The organism is Tenggerimyces flavus, assembly GCF_016907715.1.
Classification (GTDB): domain Bacteria; phylum Actinomycetota; class Actinomycetes; order Propionibacteriales; family Actinopolymorphaceae; genus Tenggerimyces; species Tenggerimyces flavus.
This window is the reverse complement of the sequence record NZ_JAFBCM010000001.1, coordinates 6,620,065-6,643,412: the sequence shown is the minus strand read 5'-3', so window position 1 is coordinate 6,643,412 and position 23,348 is coordinate 6,620,065. Positions and strand designations below refer to the sequence as shown.

Sequence of the window (23,348 nt, the reverse complement as noted above, 5' to 3'; positions counted from 1 at the left end):
GTGGGGAACCGTGGCGACGACGAATGTCACGGCGGTAACTGAGGACCTCGACCCGTCGGTCGACGAGTTGCGATCTCTTTACCGCCAGCTGGTGCTGATCCGGGAGTTCGAACAAGCCGCGCTGGACCTGTACGCTCGCGCGCAGATTTTCGGCATAGCCCATGTGTCGATCGGGCAGGAAGCCGTTCCTGTCGGGGTGTGCTCGGCGCTCGGCGCCGATGACTACATCACCAGCACGCACCGCGGGCACGGTCATTGTCTTGCCAAGGGTGCCGACCCCGGACGGATGTTCGCCGAGTTGTTCGGGCGCGCGGCGGGCTACTGCGGGGGCAAGGGCGGCTCGATGCACATCGCCGATCCCTCCACGGGCAACCTCGGCGCGAACGCGATCGTCGGTGGAAGTCTCGGCATCGCGACCGGCGCGGCGCTCGGCGCGAAGCTGAGCGGGTCGGGGCTCGTGGCTGTGTGCTTCTTCGGCGACGGCGCGGCCAACCAAGGCATCCTGCTCGAGGTGATGAACATGGCCGCGATCTGGTCGCTGCCGTGTGTCTATGTTTGCGAAGACAACCAATACGGTGAGTACACGCCCAAGCAGGCGGTCACCGCCGGCGACCTCGGCGATCGCGCGGAGGCCTTGGGTGTCGAAGTGCGCCGTGTCGACGGGATGGACGTCCTTGCCGTACGTGCCGCCGCGCGTGGAGCGGTGGCCAAGGCTCGCGCGGGCGAAGGTCCGCAGTTCCTGCTTTGCGAGACGTACCGCTTCCTCGGTCACGGCATGAGCGACCGTGACCGGCGCTATCGCACCCGTCAGGAGGAAGCGGAGTGGCGTGCTCGAGATCCGATAGCCGGCGCGGCGGAGGTCCTGCGCAGTCGCCACGCCATGGCCGTCGATGAGGCCGCGATCCGGGCCGAGGTCGCCGACGAGATACGACAGGCCATCGAAAGCGCTCGCGCCGAGGCCTTTCCCGATCCCGAGGCGGTGTCGCGCAATGTCTACGCTGATTGAGAGTTCCACGCAGGTCGAGACTCGCGAGCTCACGGTCGCGGCGGCGCTGAACGAAGCCCTGCGTGAGGAGATGTCCCGCGACGATCGGGTGTTCCTGCTCGGGGAGGACGTCGGCGCGGCCGGCGGCGTCTACAAGGTCACCGATGGGTTGTACGAAGAGTTCGGCGCCGGCCGCGTCATCGACAGCCCGATCTCGGAGGCTGGGATCGTCGGCCTCGCGGTCGGTGCCGCCATGACAGGTCGGCGCCCGGTCGTCGAGGTCATGTTCGGGGACTTCCTGTTCCTCGCGATGGACCAGATCGTCAACCAGGCAGCGAAGATCAGGTACATGTCCGGCGGCGCCTGGCATGCGCCGATGGTCATCCGCACGACGCTCGGTGCCGGTCGGCGGGCAGCCGCTCAGCACTCGCAGAGCGTGCACGCGATGGTCGCGCACATCCCTGGACTGAAGGTCGTCCTGCCTTCCGACGCCGCTGACGCGAAGGGGATGTTGAAAGCGGCGATCCGCGACGACGATCCCGTGGTGTTCTTCGAGGACAAGCTGAGCTACCGCGAGATCGGGCCGGTTCCCAGAGGCGAGTATCTGGTGCCGCTCGGCCAGGCGTTGGTACGCAGGCATGGTCGCGACGTCACGCTCGTCGCCACCTCGAGCATGGTGGGCGTAGCGATGTCGGCGGCCGAGACGCTCGCTGGCGCTTCGGTCGAGGCGGAGGTCGTCGACGTACGCTGCCTCAGCCCGCTCGACCTGGACACAGTTCTCGACTCGGTACGACGGACCGGCCGCTGCGTCGTCGTGGACGAAGGGCACCGGCGCTTCGGCGCGACTGCCGAGCTCGCCGCTTCCGTTGCCGAGAACGCGTACCGCGAGCTCGTCGCCCCGGTCCGGAGGCTCGCGGCGATGGACGTCCCTGTTCCGTTCAGCCCTGTGCTGGAGGACCTGACGATCCCGCGAGCCGACCAGGTCGTGACCGCTGTCAACGGCCTGATGGCGTGGGAGCGGTAGCCCATGACGTACGAGGTCGTCATGCCGGCGATGGAGATGGACCAGGAGTCCGCGACACTCCTTCAGTGGCTGCGGTCGGTCGGCTCGGAGGTCGCCGAGGGCGACCCACTGATGGAGATCGAGACCGACAAGGTGACCGTCGAGATCGAGGCACCGGTGTCCGGCGTGCTGGACTCGGTGAGCGCGCAGGCCGGCGATGTCGTTCCGGTGGGACGGGTCGTCGCGACGATCCGTCCCACCGGTGCCGTGACGACGCCAGCCGCGTCGGCCGTCGCGGAGCCCCAGGCGGCCGTTCCGTTGAGTCCTATGCAGGCGCGTGTCGCCGAACGGGTGCAGCGCAGCTACACCGAGGCGCCGCACATCGCGCTGCGCCGTACGATCGACGCCTCCCGCCTGCTCGAGCGACAGCGCGAGTTGCGTGCGTCCCAGCCCGCCACTGTCCTCTGCTTCATCCTCGAAGCCTGCGCCGCCACGCTCGTGGAGCATCCCCTCCTCAACGCCCACTACACCGACGGCCGGGTCACCCTTTGGCCAGACGTCCACCTCGGCGTCGCCATCTCGGCCGACGACGGGCTGTTCGTCCCCGTGGTCCGCCAGGCGCAGCTCAAGTCGCCCGCAGCGCTGGCCAACGAGGTCGCCGACCTCGCCGACCGCGCGCGCACCTCCGCTCTGACTCCGGCAGCGCTGCGCGGGTCGACCTTCACGATCTCCAACCTGGGCAAGTACACGGTCGACGACTTCACGGCGATCCTCAACCCGCCGGAGGTCGCGATCCTCACTGTGGGCCGGATCGAGCAGCACCCTTGGGTTGCGGCGGACGGAGCACTGGTCGTCGCTCCTGTGCTCACGTTCACGCTCTGCGTCGATCACCGGGTCGTCAACGGGGCGGCGGCCGCGGCGTTCCTCACCGACCTGGCCCGTCGGCTCGAGTCACCAAGGAATCGAGGATCGGCATGACAGTCCACGACCTGTTCGACCTGACCGGACGCAACGCGCTCGTGAGTGGCGCGGGACGTGGTCTGGGCGCCGCCATGTCGTTGGCGCTCGCCGCGCACGGAGCGAACGTCGCTGTGATCGACGCCGCAGACGAGTCGACCAGCAAGACGGTACAGGGGGTGCGCGAACTCGGCCGCGACGCCCTGTACATAGAGGGCGACGTCACGGACCTCGCCGCCTGCCGTGAGGCCGTCGACGCGGTCGCGTCCGGATGGGGGAGCCTCGACATCCTCGTCAACAACGCCGGCATCGCGCTCAACGGTCCGGCCGAGACCATCGCGATGTCCGACGTTCGCAGGGTCTTCGACATCGACCTGTTCGCGATGTTGCAGCTCAGCCAGGTCGCTTACGACGCGCTCGTCGCGAGCGGCAGGGGGCGGGTCCTCAACATCGCGAGCATCGCCGGCCTCAACGTGCTCCATCCACAGAAACACATCGGCTACAACGCCGCCAAGGCCGCCGTCGTCATGCTCACCAAGACGCTCGCGGTCGAATGGGCGGGAACGGGTATCCGGGTCAACGCGATCGCGCCAGGCTACATGATGTCGCCAGCCGTCGAACTGCTGAAGCACGAGAAGCCAGCGGACTTCGAGGCCTGGATGTCGATGGTTCCGATGGGCCGGCCGGGTGAGCCGGACGAGCTCGGCGGCACCGCGGTCTTCCTCGCGAGCGACGCCTCCAGCTATGTCACCGGCTCCGTGCTCGTCGTCGACGGCGGCTACACCTGCACCTGAGAGGTATCCATGGGCGTTCGGTTCCCGCGTCGTCTCCATCACGTCGGCATCACGGTGAACGACCTGCCGCGGTCCGTGCGGTTCTGGGCCGAGCTCACCGGCGGCACCGCGAGCGAGATCAAGACCGTGGACGCTCCGCATCTGTCCACCTTGCTCGACTACCGCGACGTCAGGCTGCAGGTGGCGACGGTGAAAGTGTCGGAGACGTTGACGATCGAGCTCCTGCGGTACGTCTCCGAGCCCGCTGACCCGTACGACCCGGGAACCGCGCATCCCGGGAACGTCCATGTCTGCTTCGATGTCGACGACATGAGCGCCAGTTGGGAGCACGCCGTTCGCTGCGGCGCGGTTCCCGTCGGGGACGGTCCAGTCGATGTTCCTTCCGGTGGGCAGCTGGCCTATCTGCGTACGGTCGACGGCGCGTCCATCGAGCTTCGCGCCATCCCTATCTGACTTGGAGAACGACGTGATTCCCGATGCCGACGTGTTCGCCGACCTCATCCGCTACGACTCCGCCACGATCTCCAACGCCATCGAGACGTTCGGCGTCCGACCGCGAACGGATGGGTTCGCCGACTCCACGATCCGCTGCCTCTACCCCGATCTGGCACCAATCGCTGGCCGTGCCGTGACCTGCCGGTTCGAGAACGGGCCCGATACGAAGAGCAAGCCGAACCTGCTCCCCGAGCTGTTCGACATCATCCACGCCATGGATGAGCCCGTGGTGGTCGTGTGCGGCCACATCGGTCCTGATCCGGCGAGGAGCTGCGTCGTGGGCGACCTCATGGCGGCGATGCTCCAACGGCTCGGCGCGGTCGGACTGGTCACCGACTGCGGTGCGCGAGACCTCGACGTCGTCCGCCGGCGTGCTCCCGGCTTTCAGGTCTTCGCGAGGGGGACCGTCGCATCGCACGGCAACGGGACGGTCGTCGAGGTCGGCGAGGTCGTGACCATCGGTGGATTGACGGTCTCGACTGGAGACATCGTGCACGGCGACCACAACGGTGTGGTGTCGGTACCGGAGCGGATCGCGGTCTCCGTCCCTGCCGCCGCTCAACGAGTGCTGGACGCCGAGGACACCCTGCAGCGTCGCGTCCACGCGACCAGGTTCGACTACGAAGACCTCCGTAAGGTCTTCACCCACTGACGCCTGGGGCGTGTCTGCGACGGAGCGGGGCCCGGCTGCGCGCGACCGGGATCAGGAGCGGGCCTACAACGTGACCGGTGCGTCCGCCGGAGTCAACCACGACGGCCCGAGCTCGTCGAGCCGGCTCACACCCATGAGCGTCAACACCCGCACGATCTCTTCACGCAGGATCTCGATCACGTGTTGCACCCCGGCCGGTCCGTAGACCGCGGCACCGTAGATGTACGGCCGGCCGATGCACACAGCGTCCGCGCCGAGACACAGCGCCTTGACGACGTCACTCCCGCGGCGGATGCCGCCGTCCATCAGGACTGTTGCGCGATCGCCTATCCGTGCGGCGATCGCGGGCAGGGCGTCGAGCGAGGCGACCGCACCGTCGAGCTGGCGCCCGCCGTGGTTGGACACCACGACGCCATCGGCGCCGAGGGCGACCGCGCGTTCGGCGTCGTCGGCATCGAGGATGCCTTTGACGAACACGGGGCCGGACCAGTGGTCGCGCACCCAGGAGAAGTCGTCCCAGGTGAGGTCCGCGCCCAGCATGCGGGTCTGGAGCTCGACGCCGCGAAGGGCCGACTCGCCTTCGGCCAGCTCGTTGAGGATGCGCGTCGTGTAGCGGCGGTGCTTGAGTAGCGCGGCCCACCACGCCGGCCTGATCGCGGCGCTGGCGATGCGTGCGGGTGTCAGCACGGGCGGGTTGCCCATCCCGTTCTTCCGCTCACCCTCACGGTTGCCGTGCGCCTGGATGTCGACGGTGACGAACAGGCCAGTGAACCCGGCGTCGCGCGCTCGCTTGATGAGCAGGTGCGTGAGGTCGTAGCGACCCGTGGTCGGATCGGTCCACGGATACAGCTGGAAGAAGTGGTCGCGCTCGGTCCCGCCAGCGACCTCCTCGAGCGTGTACGTGCTCGCCGTGCTGAGCACTGACACCGTGCCGGCACGTTCGGCGGCCTGAGCCGCGCCGAGCTCTCCCGTCCAGTGCGCGAGTCCCACCAGGCCGGCGGGAGCGAGCAGAACTGGCAGGGACAGGCGCTCGCCGCCGAGCATGACCTCGGTTCCCTTGACACGTTCGCCGGTGAGCACCTTCGTGCGCAGGGCATAGCGGCTGAACGCGTTGCGGTTCGCGTCGAGCGTGATCAGGTCCTCCGCGCCGTACTCGATGAACGCCCACACCATGCTGGGCAGTTCGCGCTTCGCGAGGTACCGGTAGTCCTCGACCGACATCGGCCCGGAACGCGACGAGAGTCGATAGGTGAACACGTCCGGCATCATCCTCTGCTTGGCGTTCGTGCGGCGCTCAACGCCGTCATCAGTTCGTCTGCCTGGTGGCTCATCATGAGGACGTCGCTGCTCACGCCGATCATCGTCATGCCCTGGGCTGACCGCAGCAGGGCGCTCTCGGCGTCGAAGGTGACGATCCCGGTGGGAACGCCCACCTCTCCCGCTACTCGCTGAATCTCGACGAGTGCCGCCTCGAACTCGTCCTCGCTCGGCTGGCCAGCCGGTGTCCGCATGAACGCGCGGAGATCGTTGGGACCGATGAGGAGGGCGTCGATCCCAGGAACGGCGCAGATCTCAGGCAGGTTGGCGATCCCGGTCGGGCTCTCGATCTGCAGGACGACGACGAGCTCGTCGTCCGCGTGCGCGTAATAGTCAGCTGTCGTGGTCCCGAAGCTGAGCGCGTGCAGCCCGCCGCCGGTGCTGCGGTCACCTTTCGGCGGGTACTTCGCGGCGGCCACAGCTGCCCTCGCCTGGTCGGCCGAGTCCACAGCCGGGACGACGATGCCCCACGCACCACTGTCCAGCGCACGTTTGATCTGGTCGTGGCTGCCGGCGGGAACGCGCGCCAAGGGAACGCAGCCGTTGTCCGCGACGATGGCGAACATCGCGGCCGCCTCGCTCCAACCGATAGGAGCGTGCTCGAGGTCCACGGTGAGCCAGTCGAACCCGGACCGGGCCAGAATCCGTGTCGACCAAGGGTGTGCGAGGGAGATCCAGCATCCGAACGTCGACCGCTGAGCCGCCAGATCTCGCTTCAACGGATTCGGCCTCACGGCTCGATCGTAGCTGTATCTTGTAGACTGTCAACCGAACTCGTTGACACTCCTCATGCTTCTCCCTAGGCTTGTATACACGATTTGCCGCTGCATGCGGCCTTGCCCGCTTGAGGAATCATGGCCGGACGATTTGCTGGTAGTGCCGATCCGGTGGTCCTGATCACCGGCGCAAGCGCTGGGATCGGGGCCGCATGTGCCAGGGTGTTCGCCGCGGAGGGATACCGGGTCTCGGCGTGCTCGAACGACCCGATCGGCGGGTCGAAGCTCCAGGACGAGCTCAGCGCACAGCGTCCTGGTAGCGCTCGGTTCCACGAGTGCGACGTCCGGGTCCCCACCCAGATCGCCGAGACGGTAGGAGCAACCATCGGAGAGTTCGGCCGGATCGACGTTCTCATCAACAACGTGGGTGTGAGCTGCGCTGCCAAGACCGCGGATGAGTTCACGCTCGACGAGATCGACGACCAGATCAAGACCAACCTGCTGAGCTGCATCCTGACGACGAGGGCGACGTTGCCGCACCTCCGTCGGAGCAAGGGGTCGATCGTCAACATCGGCAGCGTCGCGGGCCTGGTCGGCCACGACCGCGTGTCGATCTATAGCGCGACCAAGGGCGCAATCGCGTCGTTCAGTAAGGCTGTGGCGATCGACGAGGTGCACTCCGGTGTCCGGGTCAACACTGTCCTGCCGGGCAACATCGTGACCGAGTCGCGCCGCCGGCTCGAGTCCTCGTTGGACGACCCGACCGAGCTGCACAACGTCATCGAGAGCTGGCAATGGATGGGTCGCAGCGGTACGCCGGAGGAGGTCGCGCATACGTGCTTCTTCCTGGCGAGCGCGAAGGCTTCGTTCATCACGGGCACCGAGCTCGTCGTGAGCGGCGGTGCCGAGATCGGCTCCGGCCCGAAGCAGCGAACGACGGTCGTCGACGGGCACGTCATCGTGACACCGACGCCGGTATGAAGGACTTCGATCGAAAGGACACCGCCATGACAGTTGGCGAATCGCCCATCCGTACCGTCGATGCCGAGATCATCGAGTCGCCCGACGGCGGGATGCGCGACGTCGTGCTGATCGCCGACGCCCTCGGCGCCAAGAACCTCTGCGCGGGCTTCGTCTGGATCGCGCCGGGCGCCACGATTCACGAGGACGCGCACCCGTTCGACGAGGTCTACTACGTCGTCCGGGGGACTGCCGAGATCATCCTGGAAGGCGTCCGACACGTGATGACGAGCGGCGACGTGATCAACATCCCAGCCACGCGACGGCATCGTGTGCACAACTTCTCCGATGAGGTGTTCGAGATCTTCTGGTGCATCGGCGGTGCGATGAGCCAACTCGAGGGAGTCGAGGAGGAACTCGCGACCTGGCCGCGCGTCGACGCGACGAAAGGTTGGCATCTCGTCGCCTGACCGCCGATGTCGCGTCAGTGATCCCATGAGTCGGGGGTGTCATGTCCTCAGAGTTCGACCTCGTCCAGGTCCAGTCGACCTGGGAGATCGTCGCGGACCGTCTGCGCGCGGCGATCCTCGCCGGCGAGCTGACCGCCGGGCGCAAGCTCGTCGAGACCGACATCGCTGGCCGGTTCGGGGTCAGCCGAGGACCCGTCAGGGAAGCGCTGCGCGAGCTCGCCCGCGAGGGTCTGGTGGCCGACCTGCCCCGCCGAGGGACTGTCGTGTGCACGATCACCCAGGCTGACCTCATGGAGGTCTACGCCGTGCGCGAGGCGCTCGAGGTGCAGGCCGTCCGCGAGAGCCTCGGCATCGCCACCGACGCGGAGATCTGCGAGGTGTCGCGTGCGTATGACCTTATGATCGAGGCGTGGCAGGGCGAGGACTGGAACGCCGCGGTCAAGGCGGACAAGGCGTTCCATCAGTCGATCGTCCAGCTGGCGAAGAACAAACGGCTGTCGACGATGTATGAGCAGATGGCACACCAGACGTTGCTGTTGCTGGTGACCGCGAGCAAGACCGACCGCAGCCTGACCGCCGCGCCGCTGGGGAAGATCCACCAGGAGATGGCTGACGCGGTGATGGCGCAGGACCTGACAGCCGCGACCGAGGCTATCCGGCGGCACTACCAGTACACCCGGAAGCGGCTGTTCTCCTCGTTCGACTAGCCTCGATCTTTCGTCCGGCGGTGGGTTCGACTGGTCCGGCCCCGGGGGCCAACGATCATGTTTACATGATCATTGGCCACTTTACGCCGGGTAGACGCCAGGTAGAGCGGCCACTGACCGTGTAAGGCGACCACACGCAAGCCCACCTCGCTCCGATCACCTCAGACACCGCAATCCCAAGCCCCTCAACCACGACAGACACGGCCTAGGGCGCGCCTCTGAGAGCGCGATCCCCTTACCAGTTGACGATCTGGCCGTGGACGTACGCCGGCGTCTCCTTCATCGGTGCGTCGTCGGCGCGCAGGTGCTCGCGCTGGAACAGCCGGTACCAGCCGAAGTCCTGACCACCGGGCGCGACGCGATCCGGGCCGACGCTGAGCACGGTGTTTCCCTTGAACTCGCAGTCGTACTCTTCCGCGCCGCCGTGGCCGAAGCCGTACGCGCGCTGGTTGAGGTTGGCGAGGGTGTAGCTGGCCCGCTCGACACCGACGGCGACCTCCAGCGTGAGCTGCTCGTTGCCGGAGAGGCCGCTGAACAGAACGCGATCACCGACGCGGTCGGGCCTGGCGTCCTGCCCGTCGATGGTACAGCGCAGTGAGCCGAGCGGTGCCCACGCCGGGATGCGGACCGCGATCCGCTCGAGTCCCTTGTTCTGCAGGGAAAGCCGGCCCACGTGCGGAAGCCAGCTCGCGACATCGAGCCAGGGCGAGCGGCGGTTGAGCCAGAGGTTGACCTCGCCGGTCGAGCCCGAACGTCGTGTGATCGCTTCCCAGGCGTGGTAGAGCGCCTGCGCGCCGTTCCCCGTGCAGCAGTGCATTAATCGAGGCTTGAGATGGCGGGCGCCGTCGAGGTGGCCGAACTGACCGATGGCCCGCTCCAGCACGCGATCGGTCGTCTCCTGCCCTGCCAGGACGCCGCCGTACCCGTTGAAGCGCATGTCGCCGTCGCCGCCCCACGGCGCGTCCGGCGGGCGCTCGCGCCCGGCTTCGGACACCCGCTTGAGCTCGTCGAGGTCGGTGGCCTGGATGGCGAGCAGTCCGTTGCGTACGTACTGGTCCACGTCCTCCCAGTACTCGCCGATGCCCGACTCGGTGAGCTTGACGGCGAGCGCGACCATGTCGGCGACCGTGCAGCCCTCCGTGTTGCTGCCAGACGCCGGAAACACGCCCAGCCGGTGGATCCCGTGATGCCGCGCGTACTCGTAGGAGTCGCGTACGAACTGCTTCACGCGATAGTCGTCCGCGGCGATCGCATAGTCGAGCAGACCGCGTATCGCGGCGGCGTGCCCGTGGTAGTGGCCCCAGAAGTGTCCGTGCTCGGCGCCGGCGAGCGGCTCGATGTCGCCCAACCCACCCCAGAACTTGGGACGGAGGCAGAAGTTCACCAGCCGCCTCGAGAGGTCCAGGAACCGTTCGTCGCCGGTCGCCGTGTACCACCGGGCGAGGCCGCGAACGGGCTGCAGGAGATAGAACTTCGTCATCCCCTCCGAGCCCTCGAACTCCCGGTCGGGCTCGTCGGTGTGGGTCCATCCGGACACCCGCGGATAGCTGAAGTCGTTGCCCAGTCCGACGTTCGGGTAGTACGCGTAGTCGTCCTTGACGATGGCGAGCTCGAGCATCCGCTCCGCCGTGCGCCGTGCGTGCTCCTTCCACGCGTCGTCGCCCGTCGCCTGGTGGTAGTAGAGGAAGCCGGTGAGCAGTCGCCCGTCTCCGGCGAGGTTGGAGTAGTCCTCGTTCCAGCCGGTCACGCCATAGCCGATGCCGGTGTTCCACGGCCGGTCCTCCGACGCGCGGTCGTAGATGAGTCCGTCCTCGGCGGTGTTCTGCAGCACGGAGTCGAGCATCGCCTTCTCGATGTCGTTGTCCTGGCTGGAACCCGTCATCGCGCGAAGCAACGGCATCGCCTCGACGTACTTCGGCAGCACCCCGCTCACCTGGCTGCCGAAGTGGATCATGTAGGCGGGGTTCACGTCGAAGAACGTCAGGAAGTAGTTCTCGTAGCCGCGGTCGGGATCGCACGAGCCCAGGACGCCGTTGATGGCCAGGCGGCCATAGTCGGCGAGATCGAGGGTGTCGGGGGTCTGCGTGCCGTGGTCCGGGTTTCCTGATGGCATGGCGATTCTCCGGTTCGGGCCGAGGGCCTTCTCGAGGCGGGAAGTGATGACAGTATACTGATCCGTGAAGGCTTGAGAAGTACCGCGGGCCGACGTCCGCGCGACGTTGTCCTGAGCTGGACCTGGGCGATGTCGCCGTTCGCTTCCCCGGGAGCCCGCCGAGGTGAGAGTCTCGTGGTACGGCCTATCTGGACGGAGGTGATCGCTCATGGGCAAGGAGCGTCTCGAGCGATACAGCCTGGTCGGTCCCGAAGGAGAACGGGCGGCCGCGGCCGGCCTCGTCGACGGCGACTGGTTCCGCTCCGAGGTGCCTCGGGCCAGGATGAAGCAGCTGATGCGTCGGAGTGACGGGCCAGCGATCCGCGACACCGCACTGTGGATCGGTCTGATGGCGGTGACCGGAGCCGGCGGCGCGCTGCTCTGGGGATCGTGGCTGGCCGTTCCGTTGTTCCTCGTCTACGGCATCTTGTACGGCTCGGCCTCCGACTCTCGCTGGCACGAGTCGGGTCACGGCACAGCCTTCGCCACTCGCTGGATGAATGACGCGCTCTACCAGGTGGCGTCGTTCTGCATCATGCGCGACCCGACCGTCTGGCGATGGAGCCACGCGCGACACCACACGGACACCTTGATCGTCGGCCGTGACCCCGAAATCGCCGCCATGCGGCCCGCGCGGCTCGCCCGCATCTGCGCCAACCTCCTCGGCCTGGTGGACGTACCGCTCGCGATGCGAGACATGGTGCTGCACGCGTCCGGCCGGCTCCGGGAGGACGAACGTACCTTCATCCCGGAGTCCCAAGCGGGCAAGGTCTACCGGACCGCACGGATCTGGGTTGCGATCTACGTCGCGGTCGGCGCTGGATGCGTGCTGACCGGCTCGCTGCTTCCAGTAGTGCTCATTGGCGGTCCACGTCTCTACGGCACGTTCATGCACATCGTCTACGGGTTGACGCAGCACGCGGGCATGGGCGAGAACGTCCTCGACCACCGCCTCAACACCCGCACGGTGCTGCTGGGACCCATCCACCGCTTCCTCTACTGGAACATGAACTATCACGTCGAGCACCACATGTTCCCGATGGTCCCCTACCACCGGCTTCCCGAGCTGCACGACGAGATCAACCACGACCTCGCCCCGGCGTACCCCTCGCTCGTGGCGGCCTACCGCGAGATCATTCCGGCGATCCTGAGGCAGCTGAAGGACCAGTCGTACTACATCCGACGCGACCTGCCGCCCGACGCGGCACCGTTCCATCGGATCTCCGACGGAACGGCTCAGCCGTATGGCTGAGGGATCCTGGATCGCGGCATGTCAGGTCGACGACATCGATCCTGAAGATGTCGTCCCGTTCGAGCACGAGGGAACGGACTACGCGATCTACCGATCGCCTGCCGATGAGTTCTACGCCACCGCGGGTCACTGCACGCACGAACGCGAGCTGCTCTGTAACGGCCTCGTGATGGACAACATCATCGAATGTCCGAAGCACAACGGCCGCTTCGACTACGCCACCGGCGAGGCGCGTGGCGCTCCGGCGATCGATGACCTGCAGACGTACCCGGTCAAGGTCGAGAACGGCACGGTCTATCTCGGGATCGGCTGAGCTGTACCCGATCGCGTCAAGTCGACCTTTGCAACCTCCTCCAAACGGTATACTGTGATCAGGTGCGGCGAGGCATCGAGGCCCCGCGGACATCTCGGATCGGGACCGACGTCGGGCCGGATCTCTGTGTGCTGGACGTCCGGTCTCCGGTGGTGCGGCATATGCGGCGTCAGCCGACCAAACCGTGTGGGGAGAGGCAAATGCGTCGTGGCCTTGGCAGGCTGAGCGGAAAGGTCGCGGTCGTCACCGGGGGAGCCTCCGGGATAGGCGCGGCGATGTGTCGCCTGTTCGCCCGCGAAGGCGCCGCGGTGTGCGTCGCGGACGTCAATGGTGTGGCCGGACGCGAGGTGCTGGCGGAGATCCGCGAGGCCGGCGGAGACGCGATCTTCCTGGAGCTGAACGTCGCGGATCCCGAGTCCGTGGCCGCCGCGGTCGACACGGTGGCCGGCGAGTACGGGCGGCTCGACGTGTTCGTCAACAACGCGGGGATTGGAAGCCAGTCGAGCGGAGACGCGGCCGGCTGGTGGAGGTTGCTGCGCATCAACGCGTTGGGCGTCGCCTGGGGCATGCGCGAAGCGATCCGGCTGATGCGTGACGGTGGCGGTGGGTCGATCGTCAACACTGGTTCGCATGCGGGCTTGCGGTCCGCCCGCGCCGGCGTCTACGGGAGCAGCAAGGCGGCGGTGCACACCCTGACCAGATACGCCGCGCTCGCACACGCGCCGGACCATGTCCGGGTCAACGCCGTGCTCCCAGGCAACATCTACACGCCGATCCACGACCTCCGCCGGCACGAGGCGATCGTCCGCCTGATGGAGGGCGACCAGGGGGCGTTCTCGTCCGAACCCATGACGCACGGAGACGATCCGCGTGAGGCGAGGGAGAACCTGATCGAGGCCTTCCGCGAGATCCATCCGCTGGGGGAGCTCGCTACCGCGGAGGACGTCGCCGAGGCAGCCCTCTACCTCGCGTCCGACGCGGCCAGCATCGTGACGGGCAACGAGTTCCTCGTCAACGGCGGCATCATGGCGATGATGCTCCGCGACCGCCTCGCCACGGCCGCACAGTCAGCCGTCGTCGCCGCCCTCCCGCCGCCGGATCGGCGTGCGGTGACCGCGATCGTCAGCGCCAACCAGGCAACGGCCGCGGCATTGGTCTCGCGACTGGAGAAGGCCGGCCATCCGGCTGCCGTGAGTCCCGATCCGACGTGCACGGACAAGTCCGCCGTACGTACCTGGCTCGAGAGCGTCGGACCGCTGGCTGGAATCGTCTTCGCCGCCCGGCCGGACCCCGGTGGCGACCTGTTCAGCCAAGGGCCGGCGGAGTGGGCCGACGAACTCGCCGCCGACTTCCGGGTGCCGTGGGTGTTGGCGAACGCTGCGGTCGACGTTCTCCCGGCCGGTGGTGCGGTGACGTTCGTCGCCGATGCCGCTGGTCTGACCGGTGCCGCCTGCTCGCCCGCCTTCGGCGCCGCGAACGCCGCGTTGATCTACGCCACCGATGACCTCTCGGACACCATGCGGCAGCACGGCGTTCGCCTCAACACCGTGATCGCCGAGGCGACGAGCTCGCCTGCGGTCGTCGCCGGTCTGGGCGCTCCGTCCAGCAAGGAGGACCTCGCCGAGGTCGTGGTGACGGTCATGCGGGAGTCCGCCTTGACCGGGTTGCAGGTCAGCCTCCAGACAAGCCATCCGTTCGACCGTCCGATGCTGTGAGCCTGGGAAAGAAGATGTCCGAATCGCCGCGACGACTGGTCGAGGGAGCATGACGATGGCGAACTTCAAGGTTGCGCTGGTCGCCCTCGACGGTGAGACCGTTCCGGACTGGGTCCGGCAGCGACTCGACAACGCCGAGGTCGACCTGGTGAGCGGCGAGTGCACGTCGCGGGCCGACGTGATCGAGCTCGGACACGACGCCGATGCGCTGTGGGTGTTCGGGGGCAGCAGGGTCATCACCGCCGACTGCCTGCCGGAGCTGCCGCGTTGTATCGCCTTGCTCCGTACCGGAACGGGCACCGACAACGTCCCCCTGGCCGAGGCGAGCGCTGCCGGAATCGTCGTCGCGATCACGCCGGAGGCCGGTGGCGAGGCGGTGGCTGAGCACTCGGCGGCGCTGATCCTCACCCTGCTGCGGCAAGTCGCGACGCAGGCGCGCTTGGTGCACTCCGGGATGTGGGACAGGTTCCAGGCATGGCCGCAGGGGAACGTCAAGAACCAGACTCTTGGCCTGATCGGCTTCGGATCCATCGCGAGAGCTCTCGTCAGCCGGATGCGGGGTTTCGAGCTCTCGGTCGTCGCGACCGATCCGTACGTCGGCGACGAGGTGTTCGAGGAGTACGGTGTCGTCCGGCGAAGCCTGCACGAGGTGTTGAGCTCCGCCCAGATCGTCTCGCTGCACTGCCCGTTGACGCCTGAGACCCACCACCTCCTCGGCAAGGCGGAGCTCATGACGATGCGCGAGGACAGCGTCCTCATCAACACCGCACGCGGCCCGCTCGTCGACCAGGCAGCGCTCGCCCAAGCGCTGTCGGAGGGCTGGATCAGCGGGGCTGGTCTCGACGTTCTCGAGCGTGAGCCACCGGATCCGAGCGATCCGCTGCTGCGACTCGAGAACGTCGTCATCACGCCACACATCGCCGGGTACTCCAACACCTTCTACTACGACAGCTGGCGACTCTCCGTGGACACCCTGGTCGATCTGGCACGTGGCTGGTGGCCGCGCGCCTGCGTCAACCGTGACATCACCCCACGCCGCCCGTTGGTGGATCGTCCGGCCGACGGTGTGCAGGTTCCGGTCGAGTTGGGTCGCTCGCCGCTGCTGAGGAATGATTGACGCTCTCACCCGTCGGCAGTATACAATCGGCCGTATCCGCTGCCGAGTGTGAGGTGAGTGATCGTGAAGATCGCGTTGGATCCCTACATGCTCCGCGGGCTCCCGCTTCCTGGTGTCATCCACGAGGCTGCTGACCTTGGCTACCAGTACCTTGAGCTCTCGCCGCGCGAGGACTTCCTCCCGTTCTTCGTCCATCCGCGCGCGGATGCGGCGAGGATCGCGGAGGTCAAGTCCGCTCTCCGGGAGTCCGGTGTCGAGATCGCCTCGGTCCTTCCGCTCTACCGCTGGTCCGGACCAGACGAGGATGCGCGGTCCGCAGCGGTGCGTTACTGGAAACGAGCCATCGAGATATGCGTAGAGCTCGGATGCGAAGTGATGAACTCCGAGTTCAACGGGCGGCCGGACCAGTCAGCGGCCAGCGAGGGGCAGTTCTGGCGTTCCCTCGAGGAACTACTGCCGATCTTCGAACGAGAGGGCGTAGCCCTCAATCTCGAGGCGCATCCAGACGACTTCTGCGAGCGCAACACCGCGGCGGTCGACCTCGTACGGGCGATCGACCGGCCGTGGGTCAACTACCTCTACTGCGCGCCGCACACGTTCCACCTCGATGACGGCGAGGGTGACGTCGGCGCCATGCTCGACTACGCAGCGCCGAGGCTCGCGCACGTTCACCTCGCCGACTCGTTCAACCATCGCGGCTCGTCCGGGCTCAGGTACATCGTCAACCCGCCGGGTTCGACCGCACGAATCCATCAACACCTCGACATCGGCGAGGGTGAAGTCGACTGGGACGCCTTCTTCGGCGGGCTTCGACGTCTCCGCTTCGACGGCATCGCGACGGTCTGCGTCTTCGCATGGGAGGAGCGCGCCCGGGAGTCCGCGACGACCATGCTGGCGAGGGTGACGAAGGAGCTCGTCGCGCGGACCGGCGCTCACGAACCGACCGCTGTCCGGAGCTCCGGAGGCGCGCCACCACACGACGATAGGTTGACAGATGGCAGCACGATTGGAAGCCCTACGGGATCTCTGGGAGCTTGACCAGCCAACGATTGGCGGGTGGTGCGCGATCCCATCCGCGATCTCGGCCGAGCTGCTCGGCGTCGCTGGCTTCGACTGGGTGGTGATCGACGCCCAGCACGGTCTGGTCGGGTTCGAGGATCTGGCGGTCATGCTCCCGGCCCTGTCGAACGCAGGTGTGCCGGCGCTGGTCCGAGTTCCGTGGAACGAACCGAGCGCGATCATGAAGGCGCTCGACGCCGGCGCGCAGGGCGTCATCGTCCCGATGGTGAACTCCCCGGAGGACGCACGCCTTGCGACCGAGGCATGCCGGTTCCCCCCGCGTGGTAACCGCAGTTGGGGGCCGGTGCGGCCATCCCTGTACGACCAGGAGTACGCGCCGGCGACCGCCAACCGGAACGTCATCTGCGCGGTGATGGTCGAGACAGTGGACGCCGTCGCGAGCGTCGACGACATCCTCGCGGTGCCTGGTATCGACGCGGTCTTCGTAGGGCCGAGCGACCTGGCGATCTCCGCGGGCTTCCTGCCTTCCGCGGACCCGACGGAGCCGGTACATCTCGAGCTCATCGAGACGGTCCTCAAGGCATGCAAGGCGCGCGGCATCGTCGCCGGCATCGCGTGCGGCAACGCAGGGCTCGTCCGGCGGTGGCGGGACGAGGGTTTCCGGATGCTCGCTGTGCCGTCGGACATGTCCCTGTTGAGCGACGCTGCTGCGCAGCTGCTGCGTGACATCGGCTGACGAAGACCATTACGAACGCATAACGCGGGCGTTAACGTTGACGTTCCACGGCATCGTCACTATGATCGGCGGCAGTATACTGTAACCAATAGGATCACTCAGGCGTTGCGAGGCTGACCCGCCACGGCTGACAAGTGATCGCTGGGAGACGGGCCGCACGTTCGTGTGCCGGGCACCGAACCCACATTCGACGAGAGTCATTCAGCCGCATCGAGCGCAGCTGAGAGTTCGGCAATTCCGTGATCAGATCCAACGAGGCATGGTAGACACAGAGCCAAGCCCGTCGGGAACTTCCAGGAGGTTCGATGTCCACCTTCAACCCGACACTGAGCCGGCGGCAGATGTTGATTGCCGGTGCCGCGACCTCCGCGGCAGCGTTTCTCGCTTCGTGCGGCAACTCGCCGGAGAGCGGAACCGCGAAGAAGCCGTCGACGCTGGGACTGAGCGACTGGTGGGGTGGGCAGTTCGACAACTACTTCCCAACCATGGAGAAGGAAACGGGCATCAAGATCGCGCATCAGGTGTACTCCTATGCACCGGAGAAGATCTTCACTCAGCTCGCGAGTGGTACGGCTCCGGACCTGTTCCTGATCGACGCGTACTGGAACGGAAACCTCTTCCCGCACGAGCAGCTCTACGTTCCGTTCGACGAGCGGCTGAAAGAGCGAAAGATCGACATGAGCAAGTGGAATGTCGACCAGGCGAAGGAGTCGGGCTTCGAGGGCAAGATCTCCAGCCTGTCGCTGTATACCGCCCAGGACTTCATCGTGATGGTGAACAAGGGCATGGCCGAGGAAAGTGGCATCGCGGAGGACATGCCGGTGTGGGGCAGTCCGACCTTCGACACCTGGAAGTGGGACACGTTCGTCGACTGGCTCAAGGCCGGGACGAAGGTCGGCCGCAACGGCGTCGTCGAGCAGTACGGGCTGGGCAGCGTTCCGACGAACGCGTCCTTCTTCGTCACGCTCCTGTACGACCTCGGCGGAACGCTCTACGACGACGACTGGAACTACGGCGAGTCGAAGTCGATGCTCGACTCCGAGCCCGCCATCGGTGCGGCGCAGCAGATCGCGGACCTGTTCGTCAAGCACAAGGTCGCGGTTCCTACCGGCACCGAGACTTCGGTCCGTGGCGGTACGTATCTGGCCAAGCGATGCGTCGCCACCCTCCAGCTGTCGACTCCGAGTGCGTACCCCGAGGAGAACAACTTCCCGATGTCGTATTTCCACCTGCCGTATGCGAACCGCAAGGTCCACTGTTTCGGTGGAGGCTCGCTGTGCGTCAACGCGCAGTCGAAGTTCCAGGAAGCCGCGCTCGACTGGGCGATCACGTTCACCACGAACACTGAGGTGCGGACCAAGTTCCTCCAGTTCAGCTCCGTTCCCTCCTACGATCCGCTGCCGATCGTCGACGCGTCGCCGGAGGGAACTCCGAAGACGATCGCGCTGATCAACCTCTCGCGAATCAAGGGAATGTCGCCGCTCCCCGCCAACGCGGAGAACGTTACCGTCTACCCGCGGTGGTTCGGCCGCTACGCCAGCACGGCGACGCAGAACGCGATCGAGTCAGCGCTCGACCAGATCATCCTGGGCAAGGCGACGGCCAAGGACGCGCTGACCGAAGCGAAACAGCGCGTGGACAAGGAGATCGACGACGGTCGGCGTGCGGCGGGGGAGTAGACACGGCTAGATGCGGAGGAACGCATGGTTGCGACCACACCTCAGGTGAAGCGTGACGGCCCTGTTCGCAGCACGCCGCGGCGCCACTGGTGGCAGCATCCGATGTCCCGTCGTGAGGTGGGGATCGCCTATCTGTGCATCCTTCCGTGGCTTATCGGGTTCGTCGTGTTCACGGCCTATCCGCTCATCATTTCGGGGTACTACTCGTTCACGCACTACCCGATCCTCGGCGGACCTACCTGGGCAGGCCTCGACAACTACCGGGACCTGCTGGAGGACGAGCTCTTCTGGAAGTCGCTGCGAGTCACAGCCGTCTACTCGGCCTTCGCCGTGCCGGGAAGCGTTGTCATCGGCTACGCGATCGCGATGCTCCTGAACCAGCGGGTGCGATGGCTCCGGGTGTGGCGTACGGCGTACTTCCTGCCGTCGCTCGTGCCGGCGATCGCCGGTGCCTTCCTCTGGTCCTGGATCTTCAACGGCCAGTACGGGTTGGTGAACGGAGTGCTGCGGCAGTTCGGTGTCGAAGGTCCGCAGTGGTTCGCCTCGGAGGAGTGGGTACTCCCGGCGTTCGTCATCATGACGCTGTGGGGCGCGGGTGGTGGGATGATCCTCTACCTCGCCGCGCTCCAACAAGTACCCAGCACGTTGTACGACGCGGCGGAGATCGACGGTGCCAACGCGTGGCATCGCCTGATCCACATCAGCATCCCGATGACCTCGCCGGTCATCCTGTTCCAGTTCGTCACCGGGCTGATCGCGTCGTTCCAGATCTTCACGGCCGGCTACATCGTCACCAACGGAGGTCCGAACAACGCGTCGCTCTTCTACGTGCTCTACCTGTACCGGAACGGATGGCAGGACTTCCAGATGGGTTACGCGTCGGCTCTCGCATGGGTGCTCGTTCTGATCATGATGGTGCTGACGCTCGTGACGTTGCTGGTGGCGCGGCGAGCCGTCTACTACGAGTACGGGGGTCGGTAGGTCATGGCCGTTCTCAGTGCTCGGCCGCAGGTCGATGACCCGGAGCGGATCGTCGAACGCAATGTTCGCGGGCGCAGCGTCACCTGGCGCGTGCTGCTCTATGTCCTGCTGATCGGTGGCGCGCTGATGTTCGCGTTCCCGTTCTACTGGCTCGTGTCGACGTCGCTGAAGCCGGAGACCGACGTCCTGCTGTTTCCGCCGGACCTCATTCCGTCATCGTTCGAGTGGGGAAACTACGGGAAGGTCCTGTCCGCGTTCCCGTTCGCCCAGGGCCTCAGTAATACACTGATCATCCTGGTGGCGGTGGAGATCGGTCGCCTCGTGAGCGTGCCACTGGTCGCCTACGCGTTCGCACGCCTGCGGTTCCCAGGAAGGAACGTACTCTTCGTTCTTGTGTTGGGGACGATGATGCTGCCCTACTACGTGACGCTCATTCCGCAGTACCTGATCTTCCGCGACCTGGGCTGGCTCAACACCTTCCTGCCGTTGACGGTTCCGTCGTTCTTCGGCGTGGGGTCGGCGTTCTTCATCTTCATGATGCGCCAGTTCTACCTGAGTATTCCCAAGGAGTACGACGATGCGGCGATGGTGGATGGCTGCGGCCGCCTGAGAATCTTCTGGCACATCATCCTGCCGCAGTCCAAGCCCGCCCTTGCTGCGTTGGCCATCTTCACGTTCACCGAGCAGTGGAACGACTACTTCGGCCCGCTCATCTATCTGACGGATCAGGCGAAGTACACGCTCGCCCTGAGCCTGCAGGCCTGGCAGCAGACGCAGCAGTCCGGGCTGGGATACAAACCGCACCCCTTCAACGAGATCATGGCCGTAGCGACCTTGATCACACTTGTTCCCATCGTCATCTTCTTCTTCACCCAGCGGTACTTCCTGCGTGGGCTGATCGTGAGCGGGATCCAAGGGTGAGACACCCAAGTGAGTGTGGACGCGCACCTCCATCATGGGCAAGTCTGACGTCTGTATACTGACTGACACGTTCCCGGGAGGGGGCGCCGCCGGCCACGTGACGGCTCGACTGACGGGAGGGAGCGATGATGTCCGAGTTCGCGCCCGACACGGTGGAACGTGCCGACCTCTGGCAGCTCGTCGCGTCCAGGTTGCGCTACGCGATCGTCAGCCGTGAGCTGAAGCCCGGCGAGCATCTGCGGGAGCTTCCACTTGCCCGGCGGTTCGGCGTGAGCCGCGTCCCGGTGCGGGAGGCGCTGATCAGGCTGTCGCACGAGGGGCTGATCCAGAACGAGCCGAGACGCGGCGCATTCGTTGTCGGCATGACGCTCGACGACATCCGTGAGCTGTACGAGGTGCGAGCCGTCCTCGAGGTCCGCGGCGCACAGCTCGCAGCCAAGGCCGCCGTACCGGAGAACATCACCAACCTGCGGCGCATCATCAAGCAGTTCGATGAGGCGGCGAAGATCGGCGACTCCGAGTCCATCGCTGCCGTTGACATCGCGTTCCACCGTGAAGTCATGATCGCTGCTCACCACCGCCGATTGTTGGCGACCTGGGAGCCGCTGTCAGGCATCATCCAAACGCTGCTGACATTGACCAACGAGCAAAGCAACAAGACCCAGATCATGTCGGCCCACCGTCCGCTCGTCACGGCGATCGCGGCTGGCAAGGCGGATGCCGCCGAGAAGGCGACCCTCAAGTCGTTGGCGGAAGGCATGAAGAACGCCGAGCTCATGTGGTCCACCTGATCTAGTCGTCGCGCCGCACTTGGTCTTTGTCGACTCTGGACCAAGGAGAACCCACGCATGGCTGCTGTCGAACAGGTCACGTCACCGATCTCGTTCCACGGGGAGGGGCCCGTCTGGCACGAGGACTGGGGCGGACTCAGACTCGTGGACATGCTCGCGGGCGACGTCCTGACCGTCGACCTTCCGTCTGGAAGCGTTGCCCGGCTGCACTTGGACGACATTGCCGCGGCGATCCGTCCCCGCGTCTCTGGGGGGATGGTGGTTGCGGTCGAGCGGGGGTTTGTCCTGGTGGGCAAGGACGGCTCGATCGAGCGGCTCGAGCAGCTGTGGACGAGCAAGCTGGTCCGGATGAACGACGGTGGGACTGACCCGGACGGACGTTTCTATTGCGGATCCATGGCGTACGACACCACACCGGGCGCGGGTGCGCTATACCGCCTCGACGCGGATCGTTCGACTTCGGTGGTCTTCGAAGGCGTCACGATCTCGAACGGCCTGGCCTGGAGTCCGGACGGAAGTCTCGCGTACTACATCGACACCCCGACGCGGCGGGTGGACGTCTTCGACTACGAGCCTGACGTCGGCCTCGTTGTGGAGAGCAGGCGCATGGTGGTGGAGATCCCGGCGGGGGAGGGCGGTCCGGACGGGATGACGATCGACGGCGAGGGCTACCTGTGGGTCGCCTTGTTCGGAGGCTCGGCAGTGCGTCGCTACTCGCCGGCCGGTCAGCTCGACGGAGTCGTCGAGCTACCCGTAAGCAACATCACCGCCTGCACGTTCGGTGGGGCGAACCTCGACGAGCTCTACATCACCACGTCTCGCGATGGCCTCGCCGAGACCGACCAACCCGAGGCAGGCAGCATCTTCCGTGCTTCCACCGGAGTGCGCGGCCTCGAGGCCCTCCCCTTCGCCGGCTGACGGGTCGTTAGCGTGGTCTCGCGGGTGGTGATCAGTCGTCTCGGCACACGCAGAACGGGTGCCCGGCTGGGTCGAAGAGGACGCGGACGTTCTCCTGCGGCTGTACGGCGGCCACGGTGGCTCCCAGGGCGACCGCGTCAGCGACGGCGGAGTCGAGGTCCCCGACCTGGAAGTCGAAGTGCATCATCGGACGCTGCTTCCCCTGGATGGGCGGCCATACGGGGGGTTGGTAGTCAGTCGCCTGCTGAAACACGATGTAGATCGATCCCTCGGGAGCCGCGAGTATCGCCGTCCTTGGCTCCTCGTGACCGACGGGCCACCCGAGAAGTGCTGAGTAGAACCTCGCCAAGCCTCCAGGGTCGGGCGCTTCGATAGCTGTTCCCCACCACATGCCTTCTGTTCGAGAGCGCATGCTCGGATCATGCCGCACCTACCCGGAGCCGTGAGCGCGCGGCGGGCTACGGGTGCGCCCGGACCGTTGACTCGACTGATCCTGCTAGGCACACTGCCCCGGGGGGATCGACTGCGCTTTGACGGCGGGCACGTGGCGGCGCTGTCCTGGCCGTCTCGATCGACCTTGCCATCCCATGACTAGCCGCGAATATCCCACACCACGGCCGCAAAGAGCAGTTCGGTCTGCCCAGGGCGCGCCGGACGCGAAGCTTATGGGATGGCACCATTGGCGACTGCGCGGCGA

Annotated in this window: 24 protein-coding genes; 20 read left to right on the top strand and 4 right to left on the bottom strand. The window is 66.3% G+C overall.

All coding sequences use genetic code 11. The features are described from left to right. Window positions 1-10 precede the first annotated feature (10 nt). Genes JOD67_RS31095 through JOD67_RS31070 form a run of 6 tightly spaced genes read left to right on the top strand, consistent with a single transcriptional unit; the run spans window position 11 to window position 4,886 of the window. A complete protein-coding gene (locus JOD67_RS31095; protein ID WP_205121254.1) occupies window positions 11-1,006 on the top strand; it encodes a thiamine pyrophosphate-dependent dehydrogenase E1 component subunit alpha in 996 nt (331 codons plus the stop codon). Next, window positions 990-2,009 (top strand): alpha-ketoacid dehydrogenase subunit beta, encoded by a 1,020-nt coding sequence (locus JOD67_RS31090; protein WP_205121253.1) that lies wholly within the window; start codon window positions 990-992, stop codon window positions 2,007-2,009. Before JOD67_RS31095 ends, JOD67_RS31090 begins: the two co-directional genes overlap by 17 nt. 3 nt (window positions 2,010-2,012) lie before the next feature. Beyond that, window positions 2,013-2,966, top strand: a complete 954-nt coding sequence (locus JOD67_RS31085; protein WP_205121252.1) for a dihydrolipoamide acetyltransferase family protein — start codon at window positions 2,013-2,015, stop codon at window positions 2,964-2,966. Continuing rightward, window positions 2,963-3,739: an SDR family NAD(P)-dependent oxidoreductase gene (locus JOD67_RS31080; RefSeq protein WP_205121251.1), complete on the top strand. Its 777-nt coding sequence runs from the start codon at window positions 2,963-2,965 to the stop codon at window positions 3,737-3,739. Before JOD67_RS31085 ends, JOD67_RS31080 begins: the two co-directional genes overlap by 4 nt. A gap of 9 nt (window positions 3,740-3,748) precedes the next feature. Further along, window positions 3,749-4,192 carry a VOC family protein gene (locus JOD67_RS31075; protein WP_205121250.1) on the top strand — a complete coding sequence of 148 codons (444 nt, stop codon included), beginning with the start codon at window positions 3,749-3,751 and terminating at the stop codon, window positions 4,190-4,192. Between the two features lie 13 nt (window positions 4,193-4,205). Beyond that, the gene (locus JOD67_RS31070) at window positions 4,206-4,886 is read left to right on the top strand and encodes an RraA family protein (RefSeq protein WP_205121249.1); all 681 of its coding nucleotides are present in this window, start codon (window positions 4,206-4,208) and stop codon (window positions 4,884-4,886) included. Between the two features lie 63 nt (window positions 4,887-4,949). Here the strand turns inward: JOD67_RS31070 and JOD67_RS31065 are convergent, their stop codons facing one another. Next, window positions 4,950-6,152 carry an alpha-hydroxy acid oxidase gene (locus tag JOD67_RS31065; RefSeq protein WP_205121248.1) on the bottom strand — a complete coding sequence of 401 codons (1,203 nt, stop codon included), beginning with the start codon at window positions 6,150-6,152 and terminating at the stop codon, window positions 4,950-4,952. After that, complete coding sequence (locus JOD67_RS31060; protein WP_205121247.1) at window positions 6,152-6,937, bottom strand: HpcH/HpaI aldolase family protein; 786 nt, start codon at window positions 6,935-6,937, stop codon at window positions 6,152-6,154. Before JOD67_RS31060 ends, JOD67_RS31065 begins: the two co-directional genes overlap by 1 nt. Window positions 6,938-7,057: 120 nt before the next feature. On the opposite strand from JOD67_RS31060, the gene JOD67_RS31055 reads away from it, so the two are divergent. The 3 genes from JOD67_RS31055 to JOD67_RS31045 are packed head-to-tail and all read left to right on the top strand — an operon-like array spanning window position 7,058 to window position 9,056. Next, a complete protein-coding gene (locus tag JOD67_RS31055; RefSeq protein WP_205121246.1) occupies window positions 7,058-7,900 on the top strand; it encodes an SDR family NAD(P)-dependent oxidoreductase in 843 nt (280 codons plus the stop codon). Window positions 7,901-7,926: 26 nt separating this feature from the next. Continuing rightward, window positions 7,927-8,349, top strand: a complete 423-nt coding sequence (locus JOD67_RS31050; protein WP_205121245.1) for a cupin domain-containing protein — start codon at window positions 7,927-7,929, stop codon at window positions 8,347-8,349. A gap of 41 nt (window positions 8,350-8,390) precedes the next feature. After that, window positions 8,391-9,056, top strand: coding sequence for a GntR family transcriptional regulator (locus tag JOD67_RS31045; RefSeq protein WP_205121244.1), 666 nt, complete (start codon window positions 8,391-8,393; stop codon window positions 9,054-9,056). Window positions 9,057-9,291: 235 nt separating this feature from the next. Here the strand turns inward: JOD67_RS31045 and JOD67_RS31040 are convergent, their stop codons facing one another. After that, window positions 9,292-11,169, bottom strand: coding sequence for a glycoside hydrolase family protein (locus tag JOD67_RS31040; RefSeq protein WP_205121243.1), 1,878 nt, complete (start codon window positions 11,167-11,169; stop codon window positions 9,292-9,294). 208 nt (window positions 11,170-11,377) lie between these two features. Here JOD67_RS31040 and JOD67_RS31035 point away from each other — a divergent pair, with 208 nt between their 5' ends. The 11 genes from JOD67_RS31035 (at window position 11,378) to JOD67_RS30985 (ending at window position 22,651) form a co-directional block, all read left to right on the top strand. Then, a complete protein-coding gene (locus JOD67_RS31035) occupies window positions 11,378-12,460 on the top strand; it encodes a fatty acid desaturase family protein (protein WP_205121242.1) in 1,083 nt (360 codons plus the stop codon). Continuing rightward, a complete protein-coding gene (locus JOD67_RS31030; protein ID WP_205121241.1) occupies window positions 12,453-12,773 on the top strand; it encodes a MocE family 2Fe-2S type ferredoxin in 321 nt (106 codons plus the stop codon). Before JOD67_RS31035 ends, JOD67_RS31030 begins: the two co-directional genes overlap by 8 nt. 200 nt (window positions 12,774-12,973) lie before the next feature. Next, window positions 12,974-14,488 carry an SDR family oxidoreductase gene (locus JOD67_RS31025; RefSeq protein ID WP_205121240.1) on the top strand — a complete coding sequence of 505 codons (1,515 nt, stop codon included), beginning with the start codon at window positions 12,974-12,976 and terminating at the stop codon, window positions 14,486-14,488. 55 nt (window positions 14,489-14,543) lie between these two features. After that, window positions 14,544-15,605: a C-terminal binding protein gene (locus tag JOD67_RS31020; protein WP_205121239.1), complete on the top strand. Its 1,062-nt coding sequence runs from the start codon at window positions 14,544-14,546 to the stop codon at window positions 15,603-15,605. Between the two features lie 63 nt (window positions 15,606-15,668). After that, window positions 15,669-16,643, top strand: coding sequence for a sugar phosphate isomerase/epimerase family protein (locus tag JOD67_RS31015; protein WP_205121238.1), 975 nt, complete (start codon window positions 15,669-15,671; stop codon window positions 16,641-16,643). Then, complete coding sequence (locus JOD67_RS31010; protein WP_205121237.1) at window positions 16,600-17,361, top strand: HpcH/HpaI aldolase family protein; 762 nt, start codon at window positions 16,600-16,602, stop codon at window positions 17,359-17,361. Before JOD67_RS31015 ends, JOD67_RS31010 begins: the two co-directional genes overlap by 44 nt. A 305-nt stretch (window positions 17,362-17,666) precedes the next feature. Then, window positions 17,667-19,040 (top strand): ABC transporter substrate-binding protein, encoded by a 1,374-nt coding sequence (locus JOD67_RS31005; RefSeq protein ID WP_205121236.1) that lies wholly within the window; start codon window positions 17,667-17,669, stop codon window positions 19,038-19,040. A 102-nt stretch (window positions 19,041-19,142) separates the two neighbouring features. Continuing rightward, window positions 19,143-20,021 carry a carbohydrate ABC transporter permease gene (locus JOD67_RS31000; RefSeq protein WP_205121235.1) on the top strand — a complete coding sequence of 293 codons (879 nt, stop codon included), beginning with the start codon at window positions 19,143-19,145 and terminating at the stop codon, window positions 20,019-20,021. A gap of 3 nt (window positions 20,022-20,024) precedes the next feature. Further along, on the top strand, window positions 20,025-20,942 hold the full coding sequence (locus tag JOD67_RS30995; RefSeq protein WP_205121234.1) for a carbohydrate ABC transporter permease: 918 nt from the start codon (window positions 20,025-20,027) through the stop codon (window positions 20,940-20,942). A 128-nt stretch (window positions 20,943-21,070) separates the two neighbouring features. After that, entirely contained in the window at window positions 21,071-21,733 is a 663-nt protein-coding gene (locus JOD67_RS30990; protein ID WP_205121233.1) for a GntR family transcriptional regulator, read from the top strand. Window positions 21,734-21,790: 57 nt separating this feature from the next. Further along, on the top strand, window positions 21,791-22,651 hold the full coding sequence (locus JOD67_RS30985; RefSeq protein WP_205121232.1) for an SMP-30/gluconolactonase/LRE family protein: 861 nt from the start codon (window positions 21,791-21,793) through the stop codon (window positions 22,649-22,651). 31 nt (window positions 22,652-22,682) lie between these two features. On the opposite strand, the gene JOD67_RS30980 is transcribed toward JOD67_RS30985, so the two are convergent. Beyond that, on the bottom strand, window positions 22,683-23,042 hold the full coding sequence (locus JOD67_RS30980) for a VOC family protein (RefSeq protein ID WP_205123245.1): 360 nt from the start codon (window positions 23,040-23,042) through the stop codon (window positions 22,683-22,685). Window positions 23,043-23,348: the final 306 nt, after the last annotated feature.

Coding starts and splice junctions, on each gene's coding strand:
- JOD67_RS31090 (WP_205121253.1), top strand. CDS start 990: ATGTCTACGCTGATTGAGAGTTCCACGCAGGTCGAGACTCGCGAGCTC.
- JOD67_RS31085 (WP_205121252.1), top strand. CDS start 2,013: ATGACGTACGAGGTCGTCATGCCGGCGATGGAGATGGACCAGGAGTCC.
- JOD67_RS31080 (WP_205121251.1), top strand. CDS start 2,963: ATGACAGTCCACGACCTGTTCGACCTGACCGGACGCAACGCGCTCGTG.
- JOD67_RS31075 (WP_205121250.1), top strand. CDS start 3,749: ATGGGCGTTCGGTTCCCGCGTCGTCTCCATCACGTCGGCATCACGGTG.
- JOD67_RS31065 (WP_205121248.1), bottom strand. CDS start 6,152: ATGCCGGACGTGTTCACCTATCGACTCTCGTCGCGTTCCGGGCCGATG.
- JOD67_RS31055 (WP_205121246.1), top strand. CDS start 7,058: ATGGCCGGACGATTTGCTGGTAGTGCCGATCCGGTGGTCCTGATCACC.
- JOD67_RS31050 (WP_205121245.1), top strand. CDS start 7,927: ATGACAGTTGGCGAATCGCCCATCCGTACCGTCGATGCCGAGATCATC.
- JOD67_RS31045 (WP_205121244.1), top strand. CDS start 8,391: ATGTCCTCAGAGTTCGACCTCGTCCAGGTCCAGTCGACCTGGGAGATC.
- JOD67_RS31040 (WP_205121243.1), bottom strand. CDS start 11,169: ATGCCATCAGGAAACCCGGACCACGGCACGCAGACCCCCGACACCCTC.
- JOD67_RS31035 (WP_205121242.1), top strand. CDS start 11,378: ATGGGCAAGGAGCGTCTCGAGCGATACAGCCTGGTCGGTCCCGAAGGA.
- JOD67_RS31030 (WP_205121241.1), top strand. CDS start 12,453: ATGGCTGAGGGATCCTGGATCGCGGCATGTCAGGTCGACGACATCGAT.
- JOD67_RS31025 (WP_205121240.1), top strand. CDS start 12,974: ATGCGTCGTGGCCTTGGCAGGCTGAGCGGAAAGGTCGCGGTCGTCACC.
- JOD67_RS31020 (WP_205121239.1), top strand. CDS start 14,544: ATGGCGAACTTCAAGGTTGCGCTGGTCGCCCTCGACGGTGAGACCGTT.
- JOD67_RS31010 (WP_205121237.1), top strand. CDS start 16,600: ATGGCAGCACGATTGGAAGCCCTACGGGATCTCTGGGAGCTTGACCAG.
- JOD67_RS31005 (WP_205121236.1), top strand. CDS start 17,667: ATGTCCACCTTCAACCCGACACTGAGCCGGCGGCAGATGTTGATTGCC.
- JOD67_RS31000 (WP_205121235.1), top strand. CDS start 19,143: ATGTCCCGTCGTGAGGTGGGGATCGCCTATCTGTGCATCCTTCCGTGG.
- JOD67_RS30995 (WP_205121234.1), top strand. CDS start 20,025: ATGGCCGTTCTCAGTGCTCGGCCGCAGGTCGATGACCCGGAGCGGATC.
- JOD67_RS30990 (WP_205121233.1), top strand. CDS start 21,071: ATGTCCGAGTTCGCGCCCGACACGGTGGAACGTGCCGACCTCTGGCAG.
- JOD67_RS30985 (WP_205121232.1), top strand. CDS start 21,791: ATGGCTGCTGTCGAACAGGTCACGTCACCGATCTCGTTCCACGGGGAG.
- JOD67_RS30980 (WP_205123245.1), bottom strand. CDS start 23,042: ATGTGGTGGGGAACAGCTATCGAAGCGCCCGACCCTGGAGGCTTGGCG.